Origin of the sequence: Bacillus sp. OTU2372, assembly GCF_038440275.1 — a bacterium.
GTDB lineage: Bacteria > Bacillota > Bacilli > Bacillales > Cytobacillaceae > Neobacillus > Neobacillus bataviensis_B.
In genome coordinates this window covers 76,649-100,215 of record NZ_JASATK010000003.1, presented here as the reverse complement: position 1 = coordinate 100,215, position 23,567 = coordinate 76,649, and the positions used below count along the sequence as shown (strand labels likewise).

Below are 23,567 nucleotides of genomic sequence, written 5' to 3'. Positions count from 1 at the left end.
GATTGAAAACAGTTTTAGTGATTGGTGGCGGTATTACAGGATTAACTGCCCTGTATGAGTTACAAAAATGGAAGAATTCCAATGGAACAGACGTCAGGCTAGTTCTGGCAGAAGCATCCAATCAACTCGGAGGGAAAATTCGAACCATAATACAAGATGATTTTGTCATGGAAGCCGGAGCGGATTCGATTGTTGCCCGTAAAATGGAAGAAATGACATTATTCGAAGAACTTGGTCTAGGAAAGGAAGTTGTTTACAATGCGACTGGACGTTCCTTTATATATTCAGATGGACAATTGAAGCTAATCCCGGAGGATGCTGTCTTTGGAATCCCTGCAAGCATTGAATCGCTGGCGAAGAGTACACTCGTGTCTGCAGAAGGAAAAGTGGCGGCACTGCAGGATTTTTATACAAAAAATGAAACGTTCACCAAAAATGATTCCATCGGTTCCTTTCTTGAGCATTTTCTAGGAACAGAATTGGTGGAAAAACAAATTGCCCCAGTCCTGTCCGGCGTCTATTCCGGGAAACTCAGTGACTTGACACTGGCATCAACCCTTCCATATTTAATCGATTATAAGGAACAATATGGAAGCATCATAAAAGGGCTCGAAGCGAATAAACAGAAATTTAAAGGCGGAGAAAGAAAGTTTCTTTCCTTTCAAAATGGCTTAGGCTCAGTGATTGACGCATTGGAAGAAAAGCTTGCTGATGCTGAAATCTTAAAAAATACAAAAGTGACCAATATTGAAAAAAACAGCAGTCGATATCAAGTGTTTCTTAACAATCAGGAAATCATCGAAGCAGATTTCGTAGTACTTAGTATTCCGAATACAGCTGCCGAAAACTTAATCGATGATCCGGATCTAAAAAACGAATTTTCAAGATTCAAAAATAGTTCACTAATTAGTGTTTATGTGGGCTTTGACGTACCTGACAGCGTACTTCCCGCAGATGGAACGGGGTTTATTACTGCAAATACAGATGAATTGTCCTGCAACGCCTGTACATGGACAAGCCGGAAATGGGAGCATACCTCAAAATCTGGCAACTTGCTTGTTAGACTCTTTTATAAAAACAGCCATCCTTCCTACGCTTCATTAGAGAGAATGGAGAAAGAGGAACTGCTTAAGATTGCACTGGGCGATATTCATAAAAGTCTTGGGATTAGCGCCACCCCAGTTGCCAGTGAGGTCACGAAATGGGCCGATCAAATGCCCAATTATTTGATTTCCCATCCTAAAAGTGTAGAGGCGCTTGAAAGCAAAATGGCTGCCGATTACTCAGGAATCATCCTGGCCGGTTGTTCCTATTATGGAGTCGGTATCCCAGACTGTATCCAAAACGGGATAGATTCAGCAAGGAAAATCATTCAAACGTTATAATAGAAAAGGATAGCCGCCTATTAGGAGCTATCCTTTTAACTTAATTTTGTTATTGCATAAAGGGCATCCGCAAATCTTTTAATTCCTTCATGAATATTTTCTTCATTCTCCCTAGAAAAGGTAAATCGGACAAATCCCTTCTCAGAACCCATTGTGGAACCCGGGACAAAAATCACGCCCCTTTTAATGGACTCTTCTAATAATTGAATCTCATTCACCGCTTTTTTTAACCTGCACCAAATATGAATGCCGCCATTAGGAATCGTAAAATCAACCTCTTCCTTTAAAAAGGACTGAAGACTAACAACAATTTGATCTCTTCTGCTTTCTAACTGTTTAGCCAAATTCTTGATATGTGATGTGAAATCACGTGATTCTAAAAAGTCATTGGCAACCCATTGACTATAACTGGCGTGTCCAAAATCAACTTGCTGCTTTGCATCTGATAACCTTTCAATCACCGCTCTGGGTCCTATAATCCAGCCTATCCTTAATCCGGAAGCCACAATTTTTGTTAATGAGCTAATATATAAAACATTCCCATTATGATCCAGTGATTTAAGTGTCTTCATCTTTTCTCCGCAAAAAGATGTTAAACTGTACGGATCGTCTTCCACTATAGGAATGCCATATTCAGATGATATTTCAAGTACCTTTTTCCGCTTTTCCAAGTCCAATAGAGTACCAGTAGGATTTTGAAAGATGGGACACAAAAAAATCATTTTAATTCTATGTTTTTTATATAAAGCGGTAATTTCCTCTGGGTTTATTCCGTCCTTATTCACTTTTAAAAAATAAGTTTTAATTCCTGCTGATTGAAAAACTGGCAGATTGTAATGATAGGAAGGATTTTCAATCGCCACTGAATCTCCTGGTTTTAACAAACATTGAACGACAAGATGCAATGCCTGCTGTGCCCCTGATGTTACTAAAATCGAAGATGAGTCCGTTTCTATTTCACGAAACTGTTTAACATGTTTGGTAAGTGTTTCCCGGAGAATCGCATTTCCTTGCGGATGGTCGTACCCTAACGATCCATTAAAAGACCTATTCGATGTAATTTCTCTAAGTGAGGATAATGGAAATAAATCCTGAGACAATTCCCCGCTGGCTAGATTGATGAGTTTATGCTCTGCCATTTCTTTATGAATTCTTTGTGTTACAGGCAGGTTAGGCAAAAAGGAACCTGCCTCAATATACCTATTCCAACTTGGTATCCGTTTCTTGGTAATTCCCCAAATGTCTTTACTGACGGTGGTTCCACTGCCCCTATTTCGATCTATGAGTCCATTTGATTCCAGCTCATCATAGGCAGCTATTACCGTACTTCTGTTGATTCCAAGTTCTTTCGCCAAGCCTCTTTCCGAGGGTAAAGGTTTATCGGGCGGAAAAGTCCCATCAGCAATTCCGTTCTCGATATATATAGCAAGTTGCTTGTAAATCGGTGTTTTTGATATTCGATCAGGTTTCCAATCCATTTGTTACTTCCTTTAATTTAATTTAACTCTCTCTATTTTATCATTTTGCTAATTTTAAAAAAAGAACCTTTAATCCATAGTTAGATCAAAGGTTCTGTGTTTTATTTCCATTGATATTCAATTATTACTCAATTCCTTAAAAAATTTTTTATACTTGCTTTTTCCAATTAATACCTTGGTTTCTGCATTCAACAAATTAACTAAAGACCAGCTCTTTTTCACGCAGGCCAAGCGTCTGTGCAGTTGAAGTATGAATTTTGTCCAGAAGCTCTGGGTTTTCCATTAGTGACAAACCATAAGAAGGAATCATTTCCTTAATTTTCGGTTCCCACTCTTTGATAAATTGCGGGAAGCATTTTTTGAATACATCTAACATAACGTGAACAGCAGTAGAAGCACCTGGAGAAGCACCTAGTAAAGCTGCGATTGATCCATCAGCTGCAGTTATCACTTCCGTACCAAATTGAAGTGTTCCTTTGCCGCCAGCTTCCGTATCTTTAATCACTTGCACACGTTGGCCCGCTACGACTAAATCCCATTCCTCACTCTTAGCGTTGGGGATAAACTCACGTAACTCTTCCATGCGCTGTTCTTTCGATAACATCACTTGCTCAATCAAGTATTTAGTCAATGACATATTTTTTGCACCTGCCGCCAACATCGTGACGAGATTATCCGGTTTTACGGAAGTTACTAAATCCAACATGGAACCATTTTTTAAGAACTTAGGTGAGAAGCCGGCAAATGGTCCAAATAGCAGCGATTTTTTATTGTCGATAAATCTTGTGTCAAGATGTGGAACAGACATTGGCGGAGCACCAACCTTAGCTTTGCCATATACTTTTGCATGATGCTGCTCGATCACATCCGGATTATTACATACCATAAATAAACCGCTTACCGGAAATCCGCCAATATGTTTTCCTTCAGGAATACCGGATTTTTGTAGTAAATGCAAGCTTCCTCCTCCACCTCCGATGAAGACGAATTTTGCAGTATGGCGTTCGACCGTACCACTTTCGAGATTCCGTACTTTCACTTCCCACGAGCCGTCGCTTGTTCGTTTTATATCCTCAACACTATGCTTGTAGTTTAGCTCGACGTTTTTACTCTTTAAGTGGTCAAACAACATGCGCGTTAAAGCACCAAAGTTAACATCCGTTCCAGAGTCTATTTTTGTTGCCGCTATTGGTTCATTCCATTTACGGCCTTCCATGATAAGTGGAATCCATTCCATCAGTTTTTCCGAGTCATCGGAAAATTCCATCCCTTGAAATAGTGGATTGTTTGACAATGCTTCAAAACGCTTCTTTAAAAACGTTATATTTTGTTCACCTTGTACTAAGCTCATATGAGGTAATGGCATGATAAAATCCTGTGGATTGTCTATCAGCTTGCTGTTTACAAGATAAGACCAAAACTGCATTGAAAGCTGAAACTGTTCATTAATTGTTATCGCTTTACTAATATCTACAGAACCATCTGGTTTTTCGACCGTGTAGTTAAGCTCGCACAGTGCCGCATGTCCCGTCCCCGCATTATTCCATTCGTTAGAGCTTTCCTCACCTGCGCTTTCGAGCTTCTCAAACACTGTAATTTCCCATTCCGGTACTAATTCCTTCAAGAGTGTACCTAACGTCGCACTCATGATTCCGGCACCAATTAAAATGACGTCTGTTTTAGTTTCTCCGTTGTTCATTTTTACCAACCTTTTCCCCTTAAATTTTCAGAATAGATGCAGGTCTCACACCGAACTAAGGGACGACCTAATCAAACACCCTTCTGTCTCAATAATAAATCTATTACAATTATTTATAAAATTAAAATATCTACTATTATATTATAATTATAAATTGTATTAAAATATAGTAAAAAGTGATAAATTCAGTCCACAAGTCCTAAAAAGTACACCTAGTTTCTTGCAATAATTTAAACTATCTTAATATTAATAAACATTTATAGATACGAAGCTTGATTGGTTAAAGGAAGGATCACCTTCATTATACTCTCTTTTCTTCAAACAAAAAAAGGCAGATTATTCCGCCTTTCCTCGATTGATTTTGCGGACATTTTCAAGCATTTCGGCCGCCTCTTGTGATTTCATATTATTAATCATGGATTCTATTTTGCATTCACATCAGGTTGATGAATTCCGAAAATATTGCACTCTGTATCCTGATAGTATCCTTGCCACGCCATTCCAGGCAAAGCGTATTTGGCCAATGCCACCTTGCCGCCATTCTTAATAATTTTCGCTTCCGTTAAATCATAGTTTTCTACACCCATTGTACAAGCATATCCATTTAATGATTGGTTTGTTTCCGGAGGAGCACTTTGACGCTGCATTAAAGCACCATTGATTCCAGGTTCATTTTCATCGCCCGTCACTGCCCCAAAATAAGGCATTCCTGCATATTCACTCCAATCTTGAAAAGACCAACCGAATACCTCACCATAAAAATTTTTTGCCCGATCCATATCATTCACATGAATTTCGAAATGTACTAATCTTCCCATGATTACCTCCGATTTTATAATTAATCTTATCTAAGACGTTAACTTCCAGTTTGTCCCTTAATTTTATTATAAATATGGAATAAAACACAATTTTTATCAATGTTTTTCGCACAAAAGAGAGGCTGTCTCCCAATGACACGCCTCTAAATTTGATTCTCTTACTGGTGTTATTCTGTTTTTGGTCCTTTAAAGAAAAAATGCATTTCGCGTCCTTTATGAGGAAAGAGATCTAATTCCTTCACCTTATCTGCATGCTTAGTCATGATTTCATTGAAAAGCTCGTCCGCAGATTTATTTTTTGTATCTATTCCCAACTTTTCTGCTGCTTGGAAGATCTTTTTATCTCGGACTTCATGGGCTATTTGATGAAAATCCTTATTGGCAGTTGAAATCCCTAGTTCTTTAGCATCTTTCTTTATTTGGGTCTCACGAACTTCTTTGGCTACATCACGGAGGTCCTTCCCATCCGTCGAAATTCCCAGCTCTTTCGCCGCTTTTTTTATTTGGGTTTCTTGAATTTCTCGAGCTACATCACGAAGGTCTTTTCCTTCTGTTGAAATCCCCAACTTTTTGGCCTCATTTTTAATGGTAGTTTCAAAGACATCTTTCGCTAGTGAATCAATCTCTTTCCCTTTCGTACTAATCCCAAGTTCCTCCGCTCTATTTTTAATCATGGCTTCCCTAACTTCTTTTGCAAGCGTCTCTGTATCTTTGCCATCAGTTTTAATCCCCAGCGATTCTGCCTGTTTTTTAATAAATTCAGGATTTTGTCTGAAGTGACCATGACCATGTCCATGGACCTCTGAGGAATGATTTTGTTCATTTGGCTGTGCACCTGCAAACGCTTGGATTGGTCCAAAAACTCCAATCAGTAATGCAAAGGCAAAAAAAGAATTCATCAGCATCTTTCTCATCTTGTAACTTCCTCCTAAAAATTGGTTTAAGTTTTACAGATGGTAGGATGCCCATGAATTATGACCAAATTATGAACAAAGTGTTAAATTAAAATGCATTCAATGAAACTTCTCTCATACTCTTTCTTGTTGTTTTTCCCAACATAAACGGGAAGTAATGATTAATGGTATAAACGGCGGGTATCAAAATAACGACCGTTATAAATGTGATTAGTACCCCCTCTACTATGGGATGATTGATTATGCTTTCAAAATTAAAAATCGATTTTTGAATCAGTAAACTAAAGACAAAGAACACGATTTTTTGGTGGAAAGCTAAATAAATGAATGAATTCTTTCCAATATACTGCAGAACCTTATTTTTCTTCATATGTTTAATTAAAATAACAAAGGCTCCAATTCCAGAAAATGCTGATAGATAGAATAAAACTATATTTCCTAAGCTGCTATTATAAAAGTCTACTCTTTCTCCTGTAAGTACATAATTAAGGTAACCTGTGAAGAGATTAACGATTAATAAAAGGACAAGAGCTTTTAGATGATTAAACCGTTCCAAATACTTATTATATTTTTTGAATAAATAACCTGCTCCATAAAAACCAACGCTAATCATGGCCACGTCTATATTCCAAGGCAGCGGTTGTCCAACCATCTTGTTATAAAAACATCCAACAACTGACATGACTAGTAAAAAGAATCCGATTGCCTTTTCCGTCCGTCCTATTTTTGCAATAAAATAAAAAAGTAATTCCGTACAAAATAAACAGGCAACAAACCATAAAGCACCGGTATGAACGGTCCAGATCGATTTTCTTTCAGCTATGACAGAACCTAATAACGGGGTTAATAGATTTTTTTTATAATTCACCAGTCCAATATAATTTAATAGTAAAAACCATAGGTATGCCATAAATGAAAAAGACAAGTACGGGAGGATTAATGACTTTGTCCTTTTTTTAAAAAACACTTTTAGGCTTGGAAACTTTTCTTTATTATATAAATATCCCGATAGGAAAAAGAATAACGGCATATGAAATGTATAGATATATGTTTTAAGTGGAGTTGGGATATCTGCATGCCCTAACATCACTAGCAGCATTCCTAATCCCTTCCCGATATCTAACCAATCTAATCTCTTACTCATAGTATCGCCTCTCTTCTATTCAAATTTGAGGTTGACTGGCATTGAAATTCTAAATACCTAGCTAGTAAGAGTATAGTATAACTTTCTTAATTGAAACTTAAAAAGAAAAAAGCCGTAATCAGTAATCCCGAATAGCGGCTTGGTTTCTTTGTTTATTAGAAAACGATCGTCTTATTCTGATGAACGATAATTCGGTCCTGGATATGCCATTTTACTGCACGAGCCAACACGCTTCGTTCAATTCTCCGGCCAATCTTTTTAAGACTATCCACATTATCATGATGACCTACCCTGCTAATATCCTGTTCGATAATCGGTCCTTCATCAAGATCATTGGTTACATAATGTGAAGTCGCACCGATTAATTTTACCCCGCGGTCAAAGGCACGTTCATACGGTCTTGCCCCCACAAAGGCAGGTAAAAAAGAATGGTGAATATTTATAATTTTATTAGGATTTTCCTTAATAAAATTCGGCGTTAAGATCTGCATATAACGTGCCAATACGATGAAATCAATATCATACTCTTTTAAAAGCTTAAGCTGCTCGGCTTCTGCTTGTTGACGAATATCCTTATTCGCCGGAATATGGTAAAACGGAATATTAAGTCCTTCAACAACCTCCCTCGCGTTTTCATGGTTACTGATGACAAGGGCAATATCAGCCATTAAATCTCCGCTTTGCCATTCCCATAAAAGTTCGAGCAAGCAGTGTAGTTCTTTAGAGACAAAGATGGCAGCTTTTTTAAGATTGTAAACATGCGTAAATTTCCATTCCATTGAAAAATTCTCAGCAATATCAGAAAACTGTGTATCCATATCTTTTGCTTTATCCTTTAGGCCTGGGCATTCAAATTCAATCCGAATGAAAAAGATGCCTCCCTCAGGATTGGTAGAATACTGACTGGATTCGATAATATTTGCGTTATAGGAGAATAAAAACTTTGATATCGCCGAAACAATTCCTGGTTGGTCCGGACAACTAACTAGAAGACGTCCACGATTTTTATTTTGTTCTTGAAATAATTCAATTTGCTCTTTAATAAATGCATTCATATCTTAAACCTCACTATCTTGTTTGAAACATTATACATGAAAAATACTTATTAGTTAATAATTATTTGAAAATTCTTTAATATATTAAAAAATACCAGGTTCCACTTTGAACCTGGCACTTTGATCTCATACTATTGTTTAGAAAAAACTATCTTAGTAACCTAATTTTTTATCAACGACGTTAAGAAGTGGGATCCCCTTATAGAAACGCGTAAGGTTTTCTAAAATCAGCTTCATAACACGTTCTGAATGATTACTCGAGTTATAGGCATTATGCGGCGAGACAATCACATTGTCCATATACCAAAACGGATGATCTTTCGGTAACGGCTCGACCTCAAACACATCAAGCCCTGCCCCAGCGATTTTGCCGTTTCGCAGGAAATCGACTAAATCCTTTTCGGCAACTGTATTCCCACGTCCGACATTGATCAAGTAGCTATCTTTTTTCATTTTACTAAAACGCTCTTTATTCATAAAATGGATGGTATCTTTTGTGGAAGGAAGGGCCACTACGACATAATCTGATTTCGTGAGCACTTCATCTACTTGGTCCATACCGACCACTACATCTGCTGGTTCATGTTTCTTGTTTTTCTTATCAGGGTTTCTGCGGCAGCCAATCACCTTCATTTCTAAACCTTTACAACGTTTGGCAATTTCATAGCCGATTTCTCCGTACCCAATAATCCCCACTGTAGAGCCTGCGAGAGTTCTAACTGGCAGCATTTTGCACCATTCCTGCGCTCTTTGTTTTTTTACCATCGTCGGTATATCCCTAGCAAATGCTGAGATTAACGCAATCGTGTGTTCTGCGATTGGAACAGAGGTACATCCTTTGGCATTGGTAATGATGATGTCACTGTTTTTTACCTCTTTGGTGAGCATCGCATCCAATCCAGCACTAATGGAATGAACCCATTTTACGTTTTTAGCCTTTTTGAGAATATTCAGGTTATCACGCATGCCTAAGGTTAAAAGAATCTCGCATTCTGATAAATCGACGGATACCTCTGGTTCAGGTTCATCAAAATTCCATGGTTCCACCACAATATTAGGGCAAATCTCCTTAAATTGTTTAAGGTACACCTCCGGAAGGTTGTAGCGGATATATATAGAAGGTGACACTTTTGGGGTCATTACCTTCATTCTTTTACCCCCTCTAAGACGAAATTTTTTTGCTTGTGTTCTTGATAGGACTCCGCCAAACGCTTAATTCCCCGTTTAATTTCTTTCTCGTTGCAGTAGGTAAAACCGAGGCGGATATGATTCTTTTCATCTGCGTTCAAATAAAAATGTGCCCCGTCTAAATAGCTGACACCCTTTTGTAGTGATTGCTGCATAAACATACTCGTATCAGTACCTTGTGGAAAGGTTAACCATAGGAAAAATCCCCCTTCTGGCACAATATAAGAGACGTCTCTATCAAATGCTTCCTCGATCGCCACCACCATGGCTTCCATCCTTGAACGATAGATAGAGTTCAGGAAATCCACATGCTGATCAAAATCAATCGTTGTTAAAAATTGCGAAACGATTTCTTGAACATACACACTCGTCGAACCGTCCGATTTTAACATCCGCATTTTATTAATTAACGGTTCGCTCGCAACGGCCCAGCCCATTCTGATACCTGGGGCTACTATTTTGGAAAAGGTACTTAAATAAATCACACGTTCGGGTCCAAAAGAATAGATGGAAGGGACATATTCCCCCGTAAAACTTAACTCTACATAGGCGTCATCCTCAAGCACATAAAAGTTATATTCATAGGCCAACTCGGCCAGTTTTTTTCTTCTTTCAAGAGAAAGACTAACCCCTGTCGGATTATGATAGTTTGGCATAACATAAATCATTTTGGGCATAGGGCCGCCATTTCTTTTAGTTTCCCAGAGCTTTTGCTCGACTATATCTACCCTTAAGCCCTCTTCATCAACCGGGAACGATGTTAACTTTGTTTCCGCCAATAAAAACTGCCGAATGGCTCCAAAAAAGGATGGCCCTTCCACCCATATATGGTCACCCGGATCGGTTAATGACCTTGTGGCGATATCAATGGCCTGACTTGAGCCGGCTGTAACGAGTATTTCATTCGTCTCGGCACGAACCGAACGTAACAGCGATCTTTGTTTAATCCATTCAGCAACCACCTTTGGCCCATTTCCGCCTCCATATTCAAGCGGCTTTACTCCTCCTTTTTGGATGGCCACAACAGAAGACTCCTCAATAAGCGAGAGATTAAAAGATTCTTTCGCAGGCAAACCAAAAGCGAGAGGAATTAAGTCAGGGTGCTGATCCGCAAAAGCAGCCGCGATTAAAGGTAGATTGGGAAATCGTTTTGAATAGGTAAATTCTTTTAAGGTTGTCAAAATAATACCTCCTAAAAGTAAGTTGTCAATTTCAAATACTTATTCAAGTCAATCTACCTGTTAGATAGAGATTACAGAACCTAACAATACTTCAAAGACGGATTGTAACAGACGGGTATATACTCCAGGTGTTCCTTTACCAATTTTATACTCGTCAACTTGAATAACAGGGCATATTTCCTGGCCCGTATTTGTTATGAACACCTCATCCATTTCTAATAATTCATCGAAAGTAAATGGAGTTTCTTGTAAAATTAAATCGGTATTTTTCAGCAAACGAAGCACCACTTGCCGAGTGATTCCATTTAAAATCAAGTGATTGGCAGGGTGTGTAAAGCATTGCTTGCCTTTGATTGCAAATAGATTCGAGCTGCTTCCTTCTGTCACAATCCCGTCCCGGATTAGAATCGCTTCCGCTCCACCCTGCTCAACTGCTTTTTGTTTAGCCAAAACATTGCCTAGTAAATTAAGACTCTTGATATCTACTCTTAACCAACGGATATCCTCAGCAGTAACGACTTTTATTCCGCTTCTCATTTGTTCGAGTGGCCGCTGCATTTCGCGTACATACGCCACTAACGTTGGCTCTGTTTTTTGCGGAAATGCATGGAACCTGGGCGCCGTACCGCGAGTCACTTGGATATAGACAGTACCATTGGTAATTTTACTGTCTTTCACAAGCAGCTGAAGATTTTGATAGAGTATATTAATGGATGCCGGCAGTGGGATCATCAGTTCTTTGGCACTCCGTACTAACCTTTCAAGATGGGCCTCCCATTCAAAAAAGACTCCATCATAGATTCGAATAACCTCGTAAATCCCATCGCCAAATTGAAAGCCTCGATCCTCTAAGTCTACTGTAAAGCTTTCTCTTGGAACGATCTTATTGTTTAGCAAGATAATCATTTCCCGTCTCCTTTTCTCGTATATAAAAATGACTTTCTTTTTTGAGATTGAGTACGATAAACACAAATAGGAACAAGCAAATACAAGATGAAATGACAAACGGTGCTGAAGGGTGGAACAAGAAGATCCAGCCGGCAAAAAGCGGTCCAACACTTCTGCCGAAACTATCCATGGATTGCTGATATCCCATCACCGTACCTTGCCCAACGGATTCCTGCTTTGATAAGAGTGAAATAATCGTTGGTCTTGCGATGGCCTGCCCTGCTCCAATCAATAGACAACCGGCAAAAACCATCCAAGTGGTAACAGAAAATGCAATACAGGCAAATCCGAAAGTTTCTAAAATTAACCCTATTTTCGTAATTGATAATTCACGAAGTTTCGAGAGAATGAAACCCATGAAAAACATTTGAATAACGACGGATGACAACGATTGAGCACTAAAAGCTAGCCCTGTATCGCTGGCAGTGGATTGAAATCGGTCAATCATAAAGTAGCCTAAGACCCCAAACAAACTAGAAGTAGAAACGGCTAAACCAAAGGTAATCAGCAGCAGATTACGATAGCCCGGCTTCACCATATGCTTTAACGAATCCTTAAAGGAAAGCTCGTTTAGCTTTTGGTTTTTCTGCTCCGGTTCACGCAAGAGAAAATGTACAAATGGAATGGTAATCAGACTAAGTATTCCGGCTGCAATAAAAGGCGCATGCAATCCCATCGGGGAAAAAATCCCGCCTACGGTTGGACCGCAAAAGAAACCAAGGGCATTTGCAGCTCCCATGATGGCAAGGGCCTTGCCCCTTTTTTCCTTTTCATTTGTATCAATTACCAATGCCAGGGCAGCAGGCTGTGTTCCGCTCGACAACATCGCACCAATGATCCGAATAATAAGGAGCTGCCCGTAAGATTCAGCAAAGACCATCAATAAAAAGGCAATCCCAAATCCAAACAAACCAATCAGCAATACAGGTTTTCGGCCGATGCGGTCAATAAGCCTCCCCCAAAACGGTACCACAAGGAATTGAGTTAACGCCCAGCCAGTAATCAAACTTCCCATTTGAAAGGAACTCAGCCCTAAGTTGTCGGCCAAATATGGCAATGCTGGAAGAACGACACCATACCCTGTCATTGATAGGAACATAATGAAAGATAATAAATAAAACGACTTTCTGGTCATAGTTGATCCTTTCTTATTAAGCCTGCTTTTTGCCGAAATCGCTGATAAATTCTTATTTTCGCTGATAAAATACTAGAATTCGCTGATATCCCGTTTGAAATAACCGATATCCGTTAAAGAACCGCCGATATATACCTTTAGACCTCCTGAAAGTGTACTATTAACCTAAAAAAATTCTCTTCTTATATTAAATGACAAGCAAGTTGATGACCGTCTCCATTATCTTTAATGTTAGGCTCCTCAACCACACATCTTTCCGTTTTAAAAGGACAACGTGTATGGAAACGGCAGCCACTTGGGGGATTCAGAGGGGTTGGCAGCTCCCCTTCAAGTACAATCCGCTCCATTTGATCCTTATCATGAATCATAGGTCTTGCCGATAATAGCGCTTTGGTATAAGGATGTTTAGGCCGATTAAAAAGATCCTCTGTTTTAGCGATTTCTACCAACTTCCCTAGATACATAACGCCCACACGATCAGAAATGTGCTTTACAACACTTAGATCGTGAGAAATAAATAAGTACGTTAAATGGAATTCCTTCTGGAGGTCTTGAAACAGGTTAATGACCTGTGCTTGGACTGATACATCAAGAGCAGATACTGGCTCATCACAAATGACAAGCTTCGGATGAAGTGCCAGGGCCTTGGCGATGCCAATTCGCTGCCTTTGTCCGCCTGAAAATTCATGTGGATACCGATTCTTCATCCTCGAAGAAAGACCCACGGTTTCCATTAAACTCTCGACTCTTTTCTCCCGTTCCGCCATTGTCCCAACCTTATGTATATGGAGGGGTTCAGCGATGATTTCAGCCACTGTCATCCGAGGATGAAGGGAAGCATAAGGATCTTGAAAGACAATTTGCATTTCCCTTCTAGCTTTCTTTAGTTCCTGACTTGAATGTTCAAGAATATTTTTCCCTTCAAACAGCACTTTGCCATCGGTTGGTTCAATTAACCGCAATAAGGAGCGCCCTGTAGTACTTTTTCCACAGCCGGACTCCCCAACAAGTGCCAGAGTCTCTCCTTTATAAATGGTAAAGTTCACATCATCTACGGCCTTTACAACCGGAGGTGCCTGACCCTTGATGAGATTAAACAATCCTTGTTTAATAGGAAAGTATTTTTTAAGATGACTAATTTCCATTAAAGGCTCTTTTTCAGCTACAACTGTAGACATTACACACCTCCCCCTTCCAGGATTTCTTTATGGCGGAAACAACTGACCTTTCGTCCATCTTCTAAGCTCATCAGCGGTGGTTCTTGGCTAGAACATTGATGGATCGCGTATGTACAGCGATCATGAAACACACAGCCTTTTACCTGCTCATCCGGTAATGGAACTCGGCCTGGAATCGAATAGATCCGTTCACTTTGTTCCTCAATGGACGTAACCGATTGAAGAAGGCCTTTGGTGTACGGGTGAAGCGGTTCAGCAAATAATTGAGCCTTAGTCGCTTCTTCCATTACCTTTCCGGCGTACATCACAATGACTTTGTTACAATAATTGGCGACCACTCCTAAATCATGTGTAATCAAAATCAACGACATATCCATTTTTTTCATAATCGAAGATAAAAGGTCCAATATTTGCGCCTGTATCGTTACATCGAGGGCTGTTGTTGGTTCATCCGCAATCAGTAACCTTGGTTCACAAGATAACGCCATCGCAATCATCGCCCTCTGCCTCATCCCTCCAGATAATTCATGCGGATAGGCTTTCATTCTCTGTTCAGGAGATGGAATCCCAACAAGCTTCAACATCTCGATGGCTTTATCATTCGCCTCCTTTTTACTGATCGATTGATGAGCAAGAATTTGTTCGGTAATTTGCTTGCCAATCGTTATTAGCGGGTTTAGAGCCGTCATCGGTTCTTGAAAAATCATCGCGATGTCATTCCCGCGCAGACGCCTCCAGTCTTGATTTGTATTAGTTAACAGATTGTCTCCTTCCCATAAAATTTCGCCTTTTGTTGCAATCAAACCCTTGCTTTTTAACAAGCCCATGATTGCCAAGGAAGTAATGCTTTTACCGCAGCCCGACTCTCCTACGATTCCAAGACTTTCCCCCTTTTTAAGTGAAAAATTAACACCTTTTAATACATCAGTGATTTCACCATTTTTCTGAAAACCGACACGTAAATCTCGGACATCTAAGAGAGTAGACATAGTAGATCCGACCCCTTTCTTATTTAGATGATTTCATTTTCGGATCAAAATAATCACGAAGAACATCGCCAAGTAAATTAATCCCTAAAATCGTGACAAACATCACAATACCTGGAGTAAACAAATACCACGGGGCAAAGAACATATAATCTTTTCCTTGATTGACCATGGAACCCCAGCTAGGATCTGGCGGCTGCACTCCTAGCCCAAGAAAGCTTAGACTAGATTCAGCAAGAATGGTTGTCGCCATGCCAAGTGTCATTAGCACCGCTATATTTCCGTAACAGTTTGGCAGGATATACCGAAAAAGAATCCGGCTTACACTTGCACCAAGGGCGTGACCTCCCTCAACAAATTCCCGTTCCTTTAACGAAAGTGTTTGTGAGCGAACTAACCGGCATATTTCTGGCCAGCTGACAAACCCCAAAGCAAGAATCAGATTAAATACACTTGGTCCAAGCGCTGCCATAATCGCGATGGCGAACAATAGTCCTGGGAAACTAAATATGATATTTGTAATGGCCATAATCACCTTATCGGTTTTCCCGCCAAAGTAACCAGAAAACAGTCCTAACATCGTTCCAATCAGCACTGCCATCAGCTGCACTGCAACGGCAATAAGTAATGATTTTTGACCGCCATACAATACTCGGGTAAACAAATCACGCCCTAAATGATCGGTACCAAACCAGTGGGTTGCACTTGGGGCCTGCAACACCTGCGTCAGGTCATTGGTATTCGGATTATAGTGTGTAATAAGAGGAGCCGTAATTGTACCTAATAAGATCATTCCGGAAAAACCAATCCCGACCATAGAAAACGAAAGCCTCATGCTTCTCTTATTTGCTTTCTGCCTTGGAAAAGTGGACGTTTGCTCTAAAACTGTTGTTTCAATAGTTTCCATACAATCATCTCCTTTAGTCTTGTTTTAGTCCTCCATCTCTACTAAAGAGCGATGGAGGTCATGTGGAGTTAAGCTTCAATCTTAATTCTCGGATCAATCCAGCGGCAACAAAGGTCTGTCAATAAGTTTACTAGTAAAAAGACGGTGGCAATAAAGACAACGCAGCCTTGGACGGTTGGCAAATCCCGCTGTAAAATGCTGTCAATCATCAGGCGGCCAACCCCTGGGAGACCGAAAATCGTTTCGGTAATCACGGCACCTGAAAGCAAAAGTCCCATTTGAACACCGATAATCGTCATGATGGGTGGCAGTGCATTTTTCAACGCATGCAACACCGTAATTCTTAGTGATGAGATTCCTTTGGAATAAGCTGTGGTGATAAAGTCATGCTTCAATACATCAATCATCGACGATCGGGTGATGCGAGCAATCACACCACTTACTGCCAATCCAAGGGTCGCAGCCGGAAGGATTAAAAATTTTAATTCTCCTGCTTGGTACCCCGAAGACGGCAGGATCTTAAACTTTACGGCAAAGATATACATTAAGATCAATCCTAAAAAGAAGGAAGGAATAGAGACCCCCGAAACGGAGAAAGAACTCACGAGAGAATCGATCCAAGTACCACGTTTGTAAGCTCCAATGACTCCAATCGTAATTCCCACCACAATCGCCATGAGTAAACCCAATACCGTAATACTGACTGTTACAGGAATACGTTCCAACAATAACTCAGTAACTCCACTGCGTGTTTGATAAGAGGTACCGAAATCCCCAACAACTGCTCCTTTTAGAAAATTCAGATATTGAAGGGCGAGAGGGTCATTCAGACCCCACTCTTCCCTTATTTGTTCAATCACATGTTTATCCAAGGCACCTGAGCGTGCATCCATTAATTGCGCAACCGGGTCGCCGGGGATAATATTCATTAAGATAAATACAATCAGCGTAATCGCAATCCAGATTGGAATGGCTTCTAGTAAGCGGCGAACCGTATATCCCAACATTCTGCTTCCTCCCTCAATTATTCTTGGCTTTCATCTACCCACACCTTTGTCAGATCTTGATAATCGATATCGGTCGGTACAGGCTGCAAGCCCTTAATCCACTTCTGATGCACAATAACGGCTTTATTGTAGTTAAAGAACCACCACGGTGCATCCTTGACGATTAAATCCTCCGCCTTTTGGATGTCGGTAATCATTTCCTTGTCGTCAGTCGTCTCACTAGCTTTATCCAGTAAAACATCTACCGCAGGGTTGTTATAATGACTCGTATTTCCAGAGGCTCCATCATTTTTCGAATGGAAATAGCGGCTTAAATATTCAACTGGATTGGTAGAACCGCCGTTTGAGGACATCGCCACTTCATAATCACCGCTATTTAATCGATCGGTTAATGTAGCAAAATCAACTTGCTCTGTCTTCACTTTAATTCCTACTTTTTCTAGATATCCGCTTAATGCTTCAACAGCTGGTAATCCAAAAGCTGGATGTGAAGTGGTTAAGATATTTAATGTGAAACCACCAGAGTAGCCAGCGTCTGCAAGCAATTTTTTGGCCTTTGCAGGATTATATTTATAAGTTGTAACCCCTTTGTTAAAGCCTTGAATCGAAGTTGGAAGTACTCCAAGAGCAGAATAGGCTTTGCCCTGGATAACAGAACCGATAATCGTGTCACGATCAATCGCATAGTTAATAGCTTGACGGACTCGAACATCTTGCCAAGGTCCCTTTTTCTCAAGATTAAATTTCATATTTCGAGTAAATAATTCTGGCACTTCGACAATTTGGGACTTAAATGTCGGGTCTGTCGCATAACGCTTATACTGTGCATCACCTAAAACCATCATATCAATTTGGTTGGAAGCAAACGCGTTGTCGCGGGCCGTTTGATCCATCATGATTTTATAAACAACTTTTTCTAAGTAAGGCTTACCAGCGTAATAGTCCTCGTTTGCTACTAAATCTATCTCGCTATCTCTTACCCACTTCGAGAATTTGAATGGTCCTGCGCCAACTGGCTCCTGACCAAATTTCTCTCCTTTTTCTTCGACCACTTCTTTTGGCACAGCACCTGTAAATGGTAAGGACATGATCGTTAAGAAGGTGTTATCTGGTTTTGAAAGAGTAATCTCTAACTTTGTAGGATTAACCACTTTAATCCCTGTTACTTCTTTACTGGTTCCAGCCATAAATTCTTTGCTGCCTGCAATTCCTGTCAGACTACCGGCATTTGGTGAAGCTGTTTTGGGTGCAAGCACTCTTTCTAATGTGTATTTAAAATCTTCAGCGGTAACTTCTCGTCCGTTGTGGAATTTCACTCCCTTTCTTAAGGTAAAGGAATAGACCTTTCCATCTGAGCTAATGTCCCAGCTTTCCGCATTCGCTGGAAGGAACTTACCTTTTACAGCATCGTAGCGTACAAGAGGTTCAAATATGTTCCAAGTAATCATCGAAGTATTCGTTCCATGTGAGCGAATAGCCGGATCCAAGTTTTGTGGATCACCATATATATCTGCTCTGACTAACGTCCCACCGTATGTAGGCTTTCCCGTTTCCTTTGTAGAGGCTTCTTCAGTTGAAGTGGTCGTACTAGATTCACTGCTGCAGGCACTTAATACTAAAATTAATACCAACATCGCTACTAAACTTTTAAAAATACTAGCTTTTCCCCTCATCACATTGCCCCCTTGTTTTTTAATTTACTTAATATTCAGATATATATAAAATTATCTTTTACCTCTCACCCCCTTAAGTGGATTGATATTTACAAAGATCTTCTACCATATAAATTGGTAGAAGTTAAAAACCGTTGGCAGATCTGTTACTGGGATTAAGAGTGTGTTTTCGTTCATACATAGGGGTGAGAAATTAAGTGAGTAGTAAAACAATGTAATCGATCTTGTTGAGCTGGTTCTGTAGATTGTGTAATTTCTAGGAGGTATGTAAGATATTTTAACATTAACGTTAGGTTTAGTTGATTTTTTCTTCCATTCGTTCCACTTAATGTTAACTTAATACAGATTATATACCTCGTCTTTTCTTTCGTAAATAGGAAAATGGTAAAAAAATATTTTTTTACAATCACTTTTACATTGAAAACATTTACAAAATTTCAAATAAAACGTTCACCTCTCAACATTTTGTTAGAATTTCTTACAAATTATTTTTATACTAAAATAACAAATTGACCGAACAAATCTGATATATATCTTCTTATTTTTAACGTCACATTTTCTAACACGACTATTTTTCTAGGACTAAACAGGGAACCAGCTTTTAATAAGGTTTTATAATGTTTCTGTTTAAAAGAGCATAAAAAATCCCTATGGAATTGTTCATAGGGATTCAAGTTTATTTTTAAACACCTTAAATGGCAAAGAGTATATTAAAATACCATAAGAAAAAGTTTACTCTACAACTCTACTTTTATTGAAAAAATTTTTGTATTTTTGACTAAAACATTAAAGATTCATTTAACAAGTGGGTCGACCGTTCGGATTTTCCTGTTTCTTGGTAAGTCTTTATTTCTCCGGTTTCGCCATTCCACAAAAAATAGGTTAATACTAATCCCAATGTAGACTGCAAGAGGAAAAGATAAAGATGGACCTAGAAAGATTGAAAGTGGAATTATGACAATCCGAAAGGTGACAAACACCCATGTAATTGCATAACTGCGGAGAATCCATTCCTTATGGGCATTTATTTTTCGCTTAACCGCTTTAATAACCCCCATTGAAGTCGTCCACAGCCAGAAGAGGTTTAGAACAAGAAAGGCAATCGATGACCCCAGGCCCCCAGTTGCAGATAGGGTAAGGTAGGGAACCATTAGAATATTAATAAAAATAGCCACCGCATACACTTTACCAAGCACTTTATGAAGCCCTGGTTTTTTCCTACTTAACTTTGTCATTTGAAACGGCCCAATCGCAAGTGAAATCGTCCCTAATAGAATATGAGGATAGAAAAACCATTTCCACGTCGACACAGAGAAATGGGGGTCTTCCATCTTCCCTTTGACCATTGGGGCATGCTCAACCCCATTAAGGAGGAACATCCAAAAAATATAAATCATAAACAAACCAATCACACCATACATCGATCCTACAGTAAACCTTCCATTTTTCATGTTCTATACTCCCCCTATCATTTTTTCATAGCATTTATACGGAGCTGATCGGAATGGATAGCGGACATTTCCTCTTTCTTGATAACCTGCTCGTTCATACATCTTGACGGCCCCATCATTTACACTAAAGACATCAAGACGAATACAGGTATATCCATTTATAACGGCATATTCTTCGGCAAATTGGAGCAGCTGTTTTCCATATCCCTTGCCTTGGTTTAAAGGATGAACGGCTAAACGATGAATAACCAAAGGGTTCCCCTCCCTATCCTCCCAGTTAAGTTCTTGATATTTTTTGCTTTGGTTTGTATCTACGACAACAGCACCGATTAATTTTTTGTCTGATAGGATGCCATACAGATTTCCTTTCTTTAAATCTGCTTTAATAATAAAACGGTTAGGGTAGTATCTGTCCCACTGATGGATGCGCTTTTTCCTTAAATCAGATGAAATCTCTCGATAAAATTGAAGGACTTCTTTCAACTCTTTCAGTCCCATTTCTTGAATGACCATAAATGTCACCTCAATAATCATAAAAACCGACCGTCGGTATGTTTGTAAGAATAAGTCCCCCATCACTAGGGGATTAGGTTAAACTCTTACTTATCACTTTAAAAATATCATTCATATTCACCTTATCCTTTTCATCTGCGGATAAGATTTGGGTGACCCGTATACCATATGAAAATGTCATCATCAAGGTAGACATTTTTTCAGCGTCGATATTTGCTGGTATCACAGCATTCTCCTGGCCCAATTTGATCCATTTGGTCCCTATTTCTTTCGTATATTTAAAAATATCCTGGAGGATCTTTTTAACCTTTTCATTATCCTGACTTAACAAATAGATAAAAATTAAGTTTCCTGTATCATGAGGATCTTGCCTGGTGTTAAAAAATTGACTGACCACACTAAAACTTTTATTCTCAGTGGTTTCGTCTTTAATGGATTGCGTAATGGCCTGGTGAAAGGTTTCATTCATTTCTTCAATCTTGGATTTCAGAATGAGCCCAAATAATTCATCCTTACTCTCGACATAATGGTAAATGGCCCCTTTTGACAACCCAGATCTTTCGATAATGTCCTTTAAGGTGGTATTACGGCAGCCTTTTTCGAGTATGATTTCTTCGGTGATGGCCAGGATGTGTTGAAAGCTTTGATTATTGTAGATGGATGAATTTGTCATGTGATTACCTTCTTTACTAATCTAGAAGTATTTACTGAATATGTGTTAATTTATCTAACTGTACTTTCGCATATCGGCGGTACACAATGGTAAATAAAATCGCGGCCCCAATGATACTATAAAAAACAAGTTGTGAGATGGCTAAAAAGGCGCTTATAGAAAGTTTATAGACAAGGATGGACTTCACGATGGCCTCGCCCACTAAAGCGACGCCCCAAATAGCTGTCATGATTCTTAGTACAGTTCGGAAATATGGGGTTTCCCAGTTTTTCTCAAATTTGCCTTTCTGTTGAGATGCATCTTCTGACGTAAATTTTATCGCAAAATGATAAATTAATGGTTTAGAAAAGAATAGAGAGGCAATAAAAATGAGTCCTAATAAACCGGTGACCAATGATTCCCTTAATAGAATCAGCCTTTCGTTCCCACCGAGAATAAATGCCAGTAAACTTAAGATGAAGCCGGTTAGCATAAATAGCCCAAAGGCATCGGCTTTTTTATATTTCACGATATGGTATAGATTATCCCCTAGTGGAATTAAGGTTGCAATTAACAAGGAGACAAAGCTTGAATAATAGTCTGTGAGAAGATTATAGACTATTACAGGTATGGCACCGTTGACAATCAAACTGACAGCAATCAATTGGATTAATTTCCTTTTGGACGAAACTTTCACGTTCCGAACACTCCTTTTAAATTTCCATATTTTACAATCTTTATTTTACAAACCGACCGTCGGTTTGTCAAGTGGTTTTTTTACTTCAAATCCTCCAGACGGAAACCATGCCAGAATAACAATTATTTCCATTTATTGTAGAATTAGCGTTGAATTTTGTAGAATAGAGCTTGTATTACGTTGAATTAAGGCCTTTTATTTATAAAAGTGTTAAATGTTTTCCAATTTTTGATGAATCCAAGCCTTGATTGTAGAAAAAAATTATTAATTGTAGAATTACTCCTCGACTTCGTAGAATTCAGCGTCCAATTTGTTGAATTCCTCCTACAGGACCTAATTTTATTTATTTTATTATAAAATCCACTTAAGATTAAAAGTAAAATTCCTCAATTAACCGTATAATTTCTTGTTAGAAAAAAAAGAGAACCTCAAAATTTATATTGAGGTTCCCTACAGCTTTATGAAAGTATCCTTTTTGCCCCTGCCACCAAGTCACTTATCAGTTTCTCCGCAGGTATCTCATTATGTAACAGTCTTGCCCCCTGACCCGCCCATAACGACATAAACTCCGGATTATTTTGTAAAGCGGCTTCCTTACGAATATCACTTGATAGCGTATTTTGAGTTGGAAAATCAGCAGGACGAACATTCGCATTTTGGTATGCTTGAATAAATGCATTCTTAATTCCCCTCGCTGGACGACCCGAAAAAACTTTAGTAATAACCGTACTTTCTTCCGTGCTATTGACAAGTGCTTCCTTATAAACTGGATGCGCTCCCGACTCTACCGTCGTTAGGAATGCTGTTCCCATCTGAACTCCTTGTGCCCCTAAGGCTAATGCGGCGACAAGGCCACGGCTATCCATGATTCCTCCGGCCGCGACCACCGGGACTGAAACTGCATCAACTACCTGTGGGATAAGTGAAAACGTTCCGATTGTGGCACCAAGCGTGTTTTTTTCAATTTCAAAAGTACCTCGATGCCCACCAGCATCACTTCCCTGGGCAATAATGATATCTGCCCCCTCTTTCTCGGCCAGTTGTGCCTCCCGAACCGTCGTGACCATTGATGTAACCTTAATTCCTTGCTCCTTGACTTTTGCCATTTTGTCTCGAGAAAGTATACCAAAAGCAGTAGAAATGACGGGTACTTTTTCTTCGATTAGGACTTCAAACTGTTCCTCAAAAAAGTTGTTGGTTTCCACTTGATTGTCCAAATACCCCAGCCCTAGCTTTTCTCGAATCATATTTAGAACCTTCTGTGACTCTTCCACCCCATCATATTGATCTTGCCAATCTGTACAAAACAAATTTACAGCAAATGGTTTTGAGGTTCGCTCCTTTATTTTCCGAATAGCTGCCCTGATCTCTTCTGGCTTCATATAGGCAGCACCCAAGGTTCCTAACCCTCCAGCGTTCGAAACACTCGCAACAAGCTCTACTGTCGTCGGACCTCCAGCCATACCCGCTTGGATAATAGGATTGGTAATACCGAGTACTTCGCATAGTTTTGTGTCAAGATGCATCAACTACTTCCCTCCATTCCAATTTTGAACCT

General features: G+C 39.4%; 21 protein-coding genes. 1 reads left to right on the top strand and 20 read right to left on the bottom strand.

What is annotated here, in order from left to right; all coding sequences use genetic code 11:
- Window positions 1-2: 2 nt before the first annotated feature.
- Window positions 3-1,385, top strand: coding sequence for a protoporphyrinogen oxidase (hemG, locus tag AAHB15_RS08245; RefSeq protein ID WP_342042168.1), 1,383 nt, complete (start codon window positions 3-5; stop codon window positions 1,383-1,385).
- Window positions 1,386-1,420: 35 nt separating this feature from the next.
- On the opposite strand, the gene pdxR is transcribed toward hemG, so the two are convergent.
- From pdxR to AAHB15_RS08145, 20 genes are all read right to left on the bottom strand, one after another.
- Window positions 1,421-2,863, bottom strand: coding sequence for a MocR-like pyridoxine biosynthesis transcription factor PdxR (gene pdxR, locus AAHB15_RS08240; protein WP_342042167.1), 1,443 nt, complete (start codon window positions 2,861-2,863; stop codon window positions 1,421-1,423).
- Between the two features lie 196 nt (window positions 2,864-3,059).
- The gene (locus AAHB15_RS08235) at window positions 3,060-4,562 is read right to left on the bottom strand and encodes a malate:quinone oxidoreductase (protein ID WP_342042166.1); all 1,503 of its coding nucleotides are present in this window, start codon (window positions 4,560-4,562) and stop codon (window positions 3,060-3,062) included.
- Window positions 4,563-4,984: 422 nt separating this feature from the next.
- The gene (locus tag AAHB15_RS08230) at window positions 4,985-5,380 is read right to left on the bottom strand and encodes a VOC family protein (protein ID WP_342042165.1); all 396 of its coding nucleotides are present in this window, start codon (window positions 5,378-5,380) and stop codon (window positions 4,985-4,987) included.
- Window positions 5,381-5,547: 167 nt separating this feature from the next.
- On the bottom strand, window positions 5,548-6,294 hold the full coding sequence (locus AAHB15_RS08225; protein ID WP_342042164.1) for a hypothetical protein: 747 nt from the start codon (window positions 6,292-6,294) through the stop codon (window positions 5,548-5,550).
- 88 nt (window positions 6,295-6,382) lie between these two features.
- Complete coding sequence (locus AAHB15_RS08220) at window positions 6,383-7,438, bottom strand: acyltransferase family protein (RefSeq protein ID WP_342042163.1); 1,056 nt, start codon at window positions 7,436-7,438, stop codon at window positions 6,383-6,385.
- 155 nt (window positions 7,439-7,593) lie between these two features.
- Window positions 7,594-8,493 (bottom strand): formyltetrahydrofolate deformylase, encoded by a 900-nt coding sequence (purU, locus tag AAHB15_RS08215; RefSeq protein ID WP_335575434.1) that lies wholly within the window; start codon window positions 8,491-8,493, stop codon window positions 7,594-7,596.
- Window positions 8,494-8,646: 153 nt separating this feature from the next.
- Window positions 8,647-9,642: a D-2-hydroxyacid dehydrogenase gene (locus tag AAHB15_RS08210; RefSeq protein ID WP_342042162.1), complete on the bottom strand. Its 996-nt coding sequence runs from the start codon at window positions 9,640-9,642 to the stop codon at window positions 8,647-8,649.
- On the bottom strand, window positions 9,639-10,862 hold the full coding sequence (locus tag AAHB15_RS08205) for an aminotransferase-like domain-containing protein (RefSeq protein WP_342042161.1): 1,224 nt from the start codon (window positions 10,860-10,862) through the stop codon (window positions 9,639-9,641). Before AAHB15_RS08205 ends, AAHB15_RS08210 begins: the two co-directional genes overlap by 4 nt.
- Before the next feature lie 60 nt (window positions 10,863-10,922).
- Window positions 10,923-11,768, bottom strand: coding sequence for a D-amino-acid transaminase (gene dat, locus AAHB15_RS08200; protein ID WP_342042160.1), 846 nt, complete (start codon window positions 11,766-11,768; stop codon window positions 10,923-10,925).
- Window positions 11,746-12,984: an MFS transporter gene (locus AAHB15_RS08195; RefSeq protein ID WP_342042258.1), complete on the bottom strand. Its 1,239-nt coding sequence runs from the start codon at window positions 12,982-12,984 to the stop codon at window positions 11,746-11,748. The genes dat and AAHB15_RS08195 overlap by 23 nt, the downstream gene beginning before the upstream one ends.
- A 143-nt stretch (window positions 12,985-13,127) precedes the next feature.
- Complete coding sequence (locus AAHB15_RS08190; protein ID WP_342042159.1) at window positions 13,128-14,123, bottom strand: ABC transporter ATP-binding protein; 996 nt, start codon at window positions 14,121-14,123, stop codon at window positions 13,128-13,130.
- Window positions 14,123-15,112 (bottom strand): ABC transporter ATP-binding protein, encoded by a 990-nt coding sequence (locus AAHB15_RS08185; protein ID WP_342042158.1) that lies wholly within the window; start codon window positions 15,110-15,112, stop codon window positions 14,123-14,125. The genes AAHB15_RS08190 and AAHB15_RS08185 overlap by 1 nt, the downstream gene beginning before the upstream one ends.
- Before the next feature lie 19 nt (window positions 15,113-15,131).
- Window positions 15,132-16,016, bottom strand: a complete 885-nt coding sequence (locus tag AAHB15_RS08180) for an ABC transporter permease (RefSeq protein ID WP_342042157.1) — start codon at window positions 16,014-16,016, stop codon at window positions 15,132-15,134.
- Window positions 16,017-16,084: 68 nt separating this feature from the next.
- Complete coding sequence (locus AAHB15_RS08175; protein WP_098531487.1) at window positions 16,085-17,023, bottom strand: ABC transporter permease; 939 nt, start codon at window positions 17,021-17,023, stop codon at window positions 16,085-16,087.
- A 17-nt stretch (window positions 17,024-17,040) separates the two neighbouring features.
- A complete protein-coding gene (locus tag AAHB15_RS08170) occupies window positions 17,041-18,696 on the bottom strand; it encodes an ABC transporter substrate-binding protein (protein WP_342042156.1) in 1,656 nt (551 codons plus the stop codon).
- 794 nt (window positions 18,697-19,490) lie between these two features.
- The gene (locus tag AAHB15_RS08165; protein ID WP_342042155.1) at window positions 19,491-20,147 is read right to left on the bottom strand and encodes a DUF2306 domain-containing protein; all 657 of its coding nucleotides are present in this window, start codon (window positions 20,145-20,147) and stop codon (window positions 19,491-19,493) included.
- 3 nt (window positions 20,148-20,150) lie between these two features.
- Window positions 20,151-20,660 (bottom strand): GNAT family N-acetyltransferase, encoded by a 510-nt coding sequence (locus AAHB15_RS08160; protein ID WP_342042154.1) that lies wholly within the window; start codon window positions 20,658-20,660, stop codon window positions 20,151-20,153.
- Between the two features lie 73 nt (window positions 20,661-20,733).
- A complete protein-coding gene (locus AAHB15_RS08155) occupies window positions 20,734-21,333 on the bottom strand; it encodes a TetR/AcrR family transcriptional regulator (RefSeq protein WP_342042153.1) in 600 nt (199 codons plus the stop codon).
- Window positions 21,334-21,364: 31 nt separating this feature from the next.
- Complete coding sequence (locus tag AAHB15_RS08150; protein ID WP_342042152.1) at window positions 21,365-22,009, bottom strand: VC0807 family protein; 645 nt, start codon at window positions 22,007-22,009, stop codon at window positions 21,365-21,367.
- 458 nt (window positions 22,010-22,467) lie between these two features.
- On the bottom strand, window positions 22,468-23,535 hold the full coding sequence (locus tag AAHB15_RS08145; protein ID WP_342042257.1) for an NAD(P)H-dependent flavin oxidoreductase: 1,068 nt from the start codon (window positions 23,533-23,535) through the stop codon (window positions 22,468-22,470).
- Window positions 23,536-23,567: the final 32 nt, after the last annotated feature.

Bases quoted from the DNA above. Each gene is read 5' to 3' on its own strand.
- pdxR (WP_342042167.1), bottom strand. From the start codon at position 2,863: ATGGATTGGAAACCTGATCGAATATCAAAAACACCGATTTACAAGCAA.
- AAHB15_RS08235 (WP_342042166.1), bottom strand. From the start codon at position 4,562: ATGAACAACGGAGAAACTAAAACAGACGTCATTTTAATTGGTGCCGGA.
- AAHB15_RS08230 (WP_342042165.1), bottom strand. From the start codon at position 5,380: ATGGGAAGATTAGTACATTTCGAAATTCATGTGAATGATATGGATCGG.
- AAHB15_RS08225 (WP_342042164.1), bottom strand. From the start codon at position 6,294: ATGAGAAAGATGCTGATGAATTCTTTTTTTGCCTTTGCATTACTGATT.
- AAHB15_RS08220 (WP_342042163.1), bottom strand. From the start codon at position 7,438: ATGAGTAAGAGATTAGATTGGTTAGATATCGGGAAGGGATTAGGAATG.
- purU (WP_335575434.1), bottom strand. From the start codon at position 8,493: ATGAATGCATTTATTAAAGAGCAAATTGAATTATTTCAAGAACAAAAT.
- AAHB15_RS08210 (WP_342042162.1), bottom strand. From the start codon at position 9,642: ATGAAGGTAATGACCCCAAAAGTGTCACCTTCTATATATATCCGCTAC.
- dat (WP_342042160.1), bottom strand. From the start codon at position 11,768: ATGATTATCTTGCTAAACAATAAGATCGTTCCAAGAGAAAGCTTTACA.
- AAHB15_RS08190 (WP_342042159.1), bottom strand. From the start codon at position 14,123: ATGTCTACAGTTGTAGCTGAAAAAGAGCCTTTAATGGAAATTAGTCAT.
- AAHB15_RS08185 (WP_342042158.1), bottom strand. From the start codon at position 15,112: ATGTCTACTCTCTTAGATGTCCGAGATTTACGTGTCGGTTTTCAGAAA.
- AAHB15_RS08180 (WP_342042157.1), bottom strand. From the start codon at position 16,016: ATGGAAACTATTGAAACAACAGTTTTAGAGCAAACGTCCACTTTTCCA.
- AAHB15_RS08175 (WP_098531487.1), bottom strand. From the start codon at position 17,023: ATGTTGGGATATACGGTTCGCCGCTTACTAGAAGCCATTCCAATCTGG.
- AAHB15_RS08170 (WP_342042156.1), bottom strand. From the start codon at position 18,696: ATGAGGGGAAAAGCTAGTATTTTTAAAAGTTTAGTAGCGATGTTGGTA.
- AAHB15_RS08165 (WP_342042155.1), bottom strand. From the start codon at position 20,147: ATGAAAAATGGAAGGTTTACTGTAGGATCGATGTATGGTGTGATTGGT.
- AAHB15_RS08160 (WP_342042154.1), bottom strand. From the start codon at position 20,660: ATGGTCATTCAAGAAATGGGACTGAAAGAGTTGAAAGAAGTCCTTCAA.
- AAHB15_RS08155 (WP_342042153.1), bottom strand. From the start codon at position 21,333: ATGACAAATTCATCCATCTACAATAATCAAAGCTTTCAACACATCCTG.
- AAHB15_RS08145 (WP_342042257.1), bottom strand. From the start codon at position 23,535: ATGCATCTTGACACAAAACTATGCGAAGTACTCGGTATTACCAATCCT.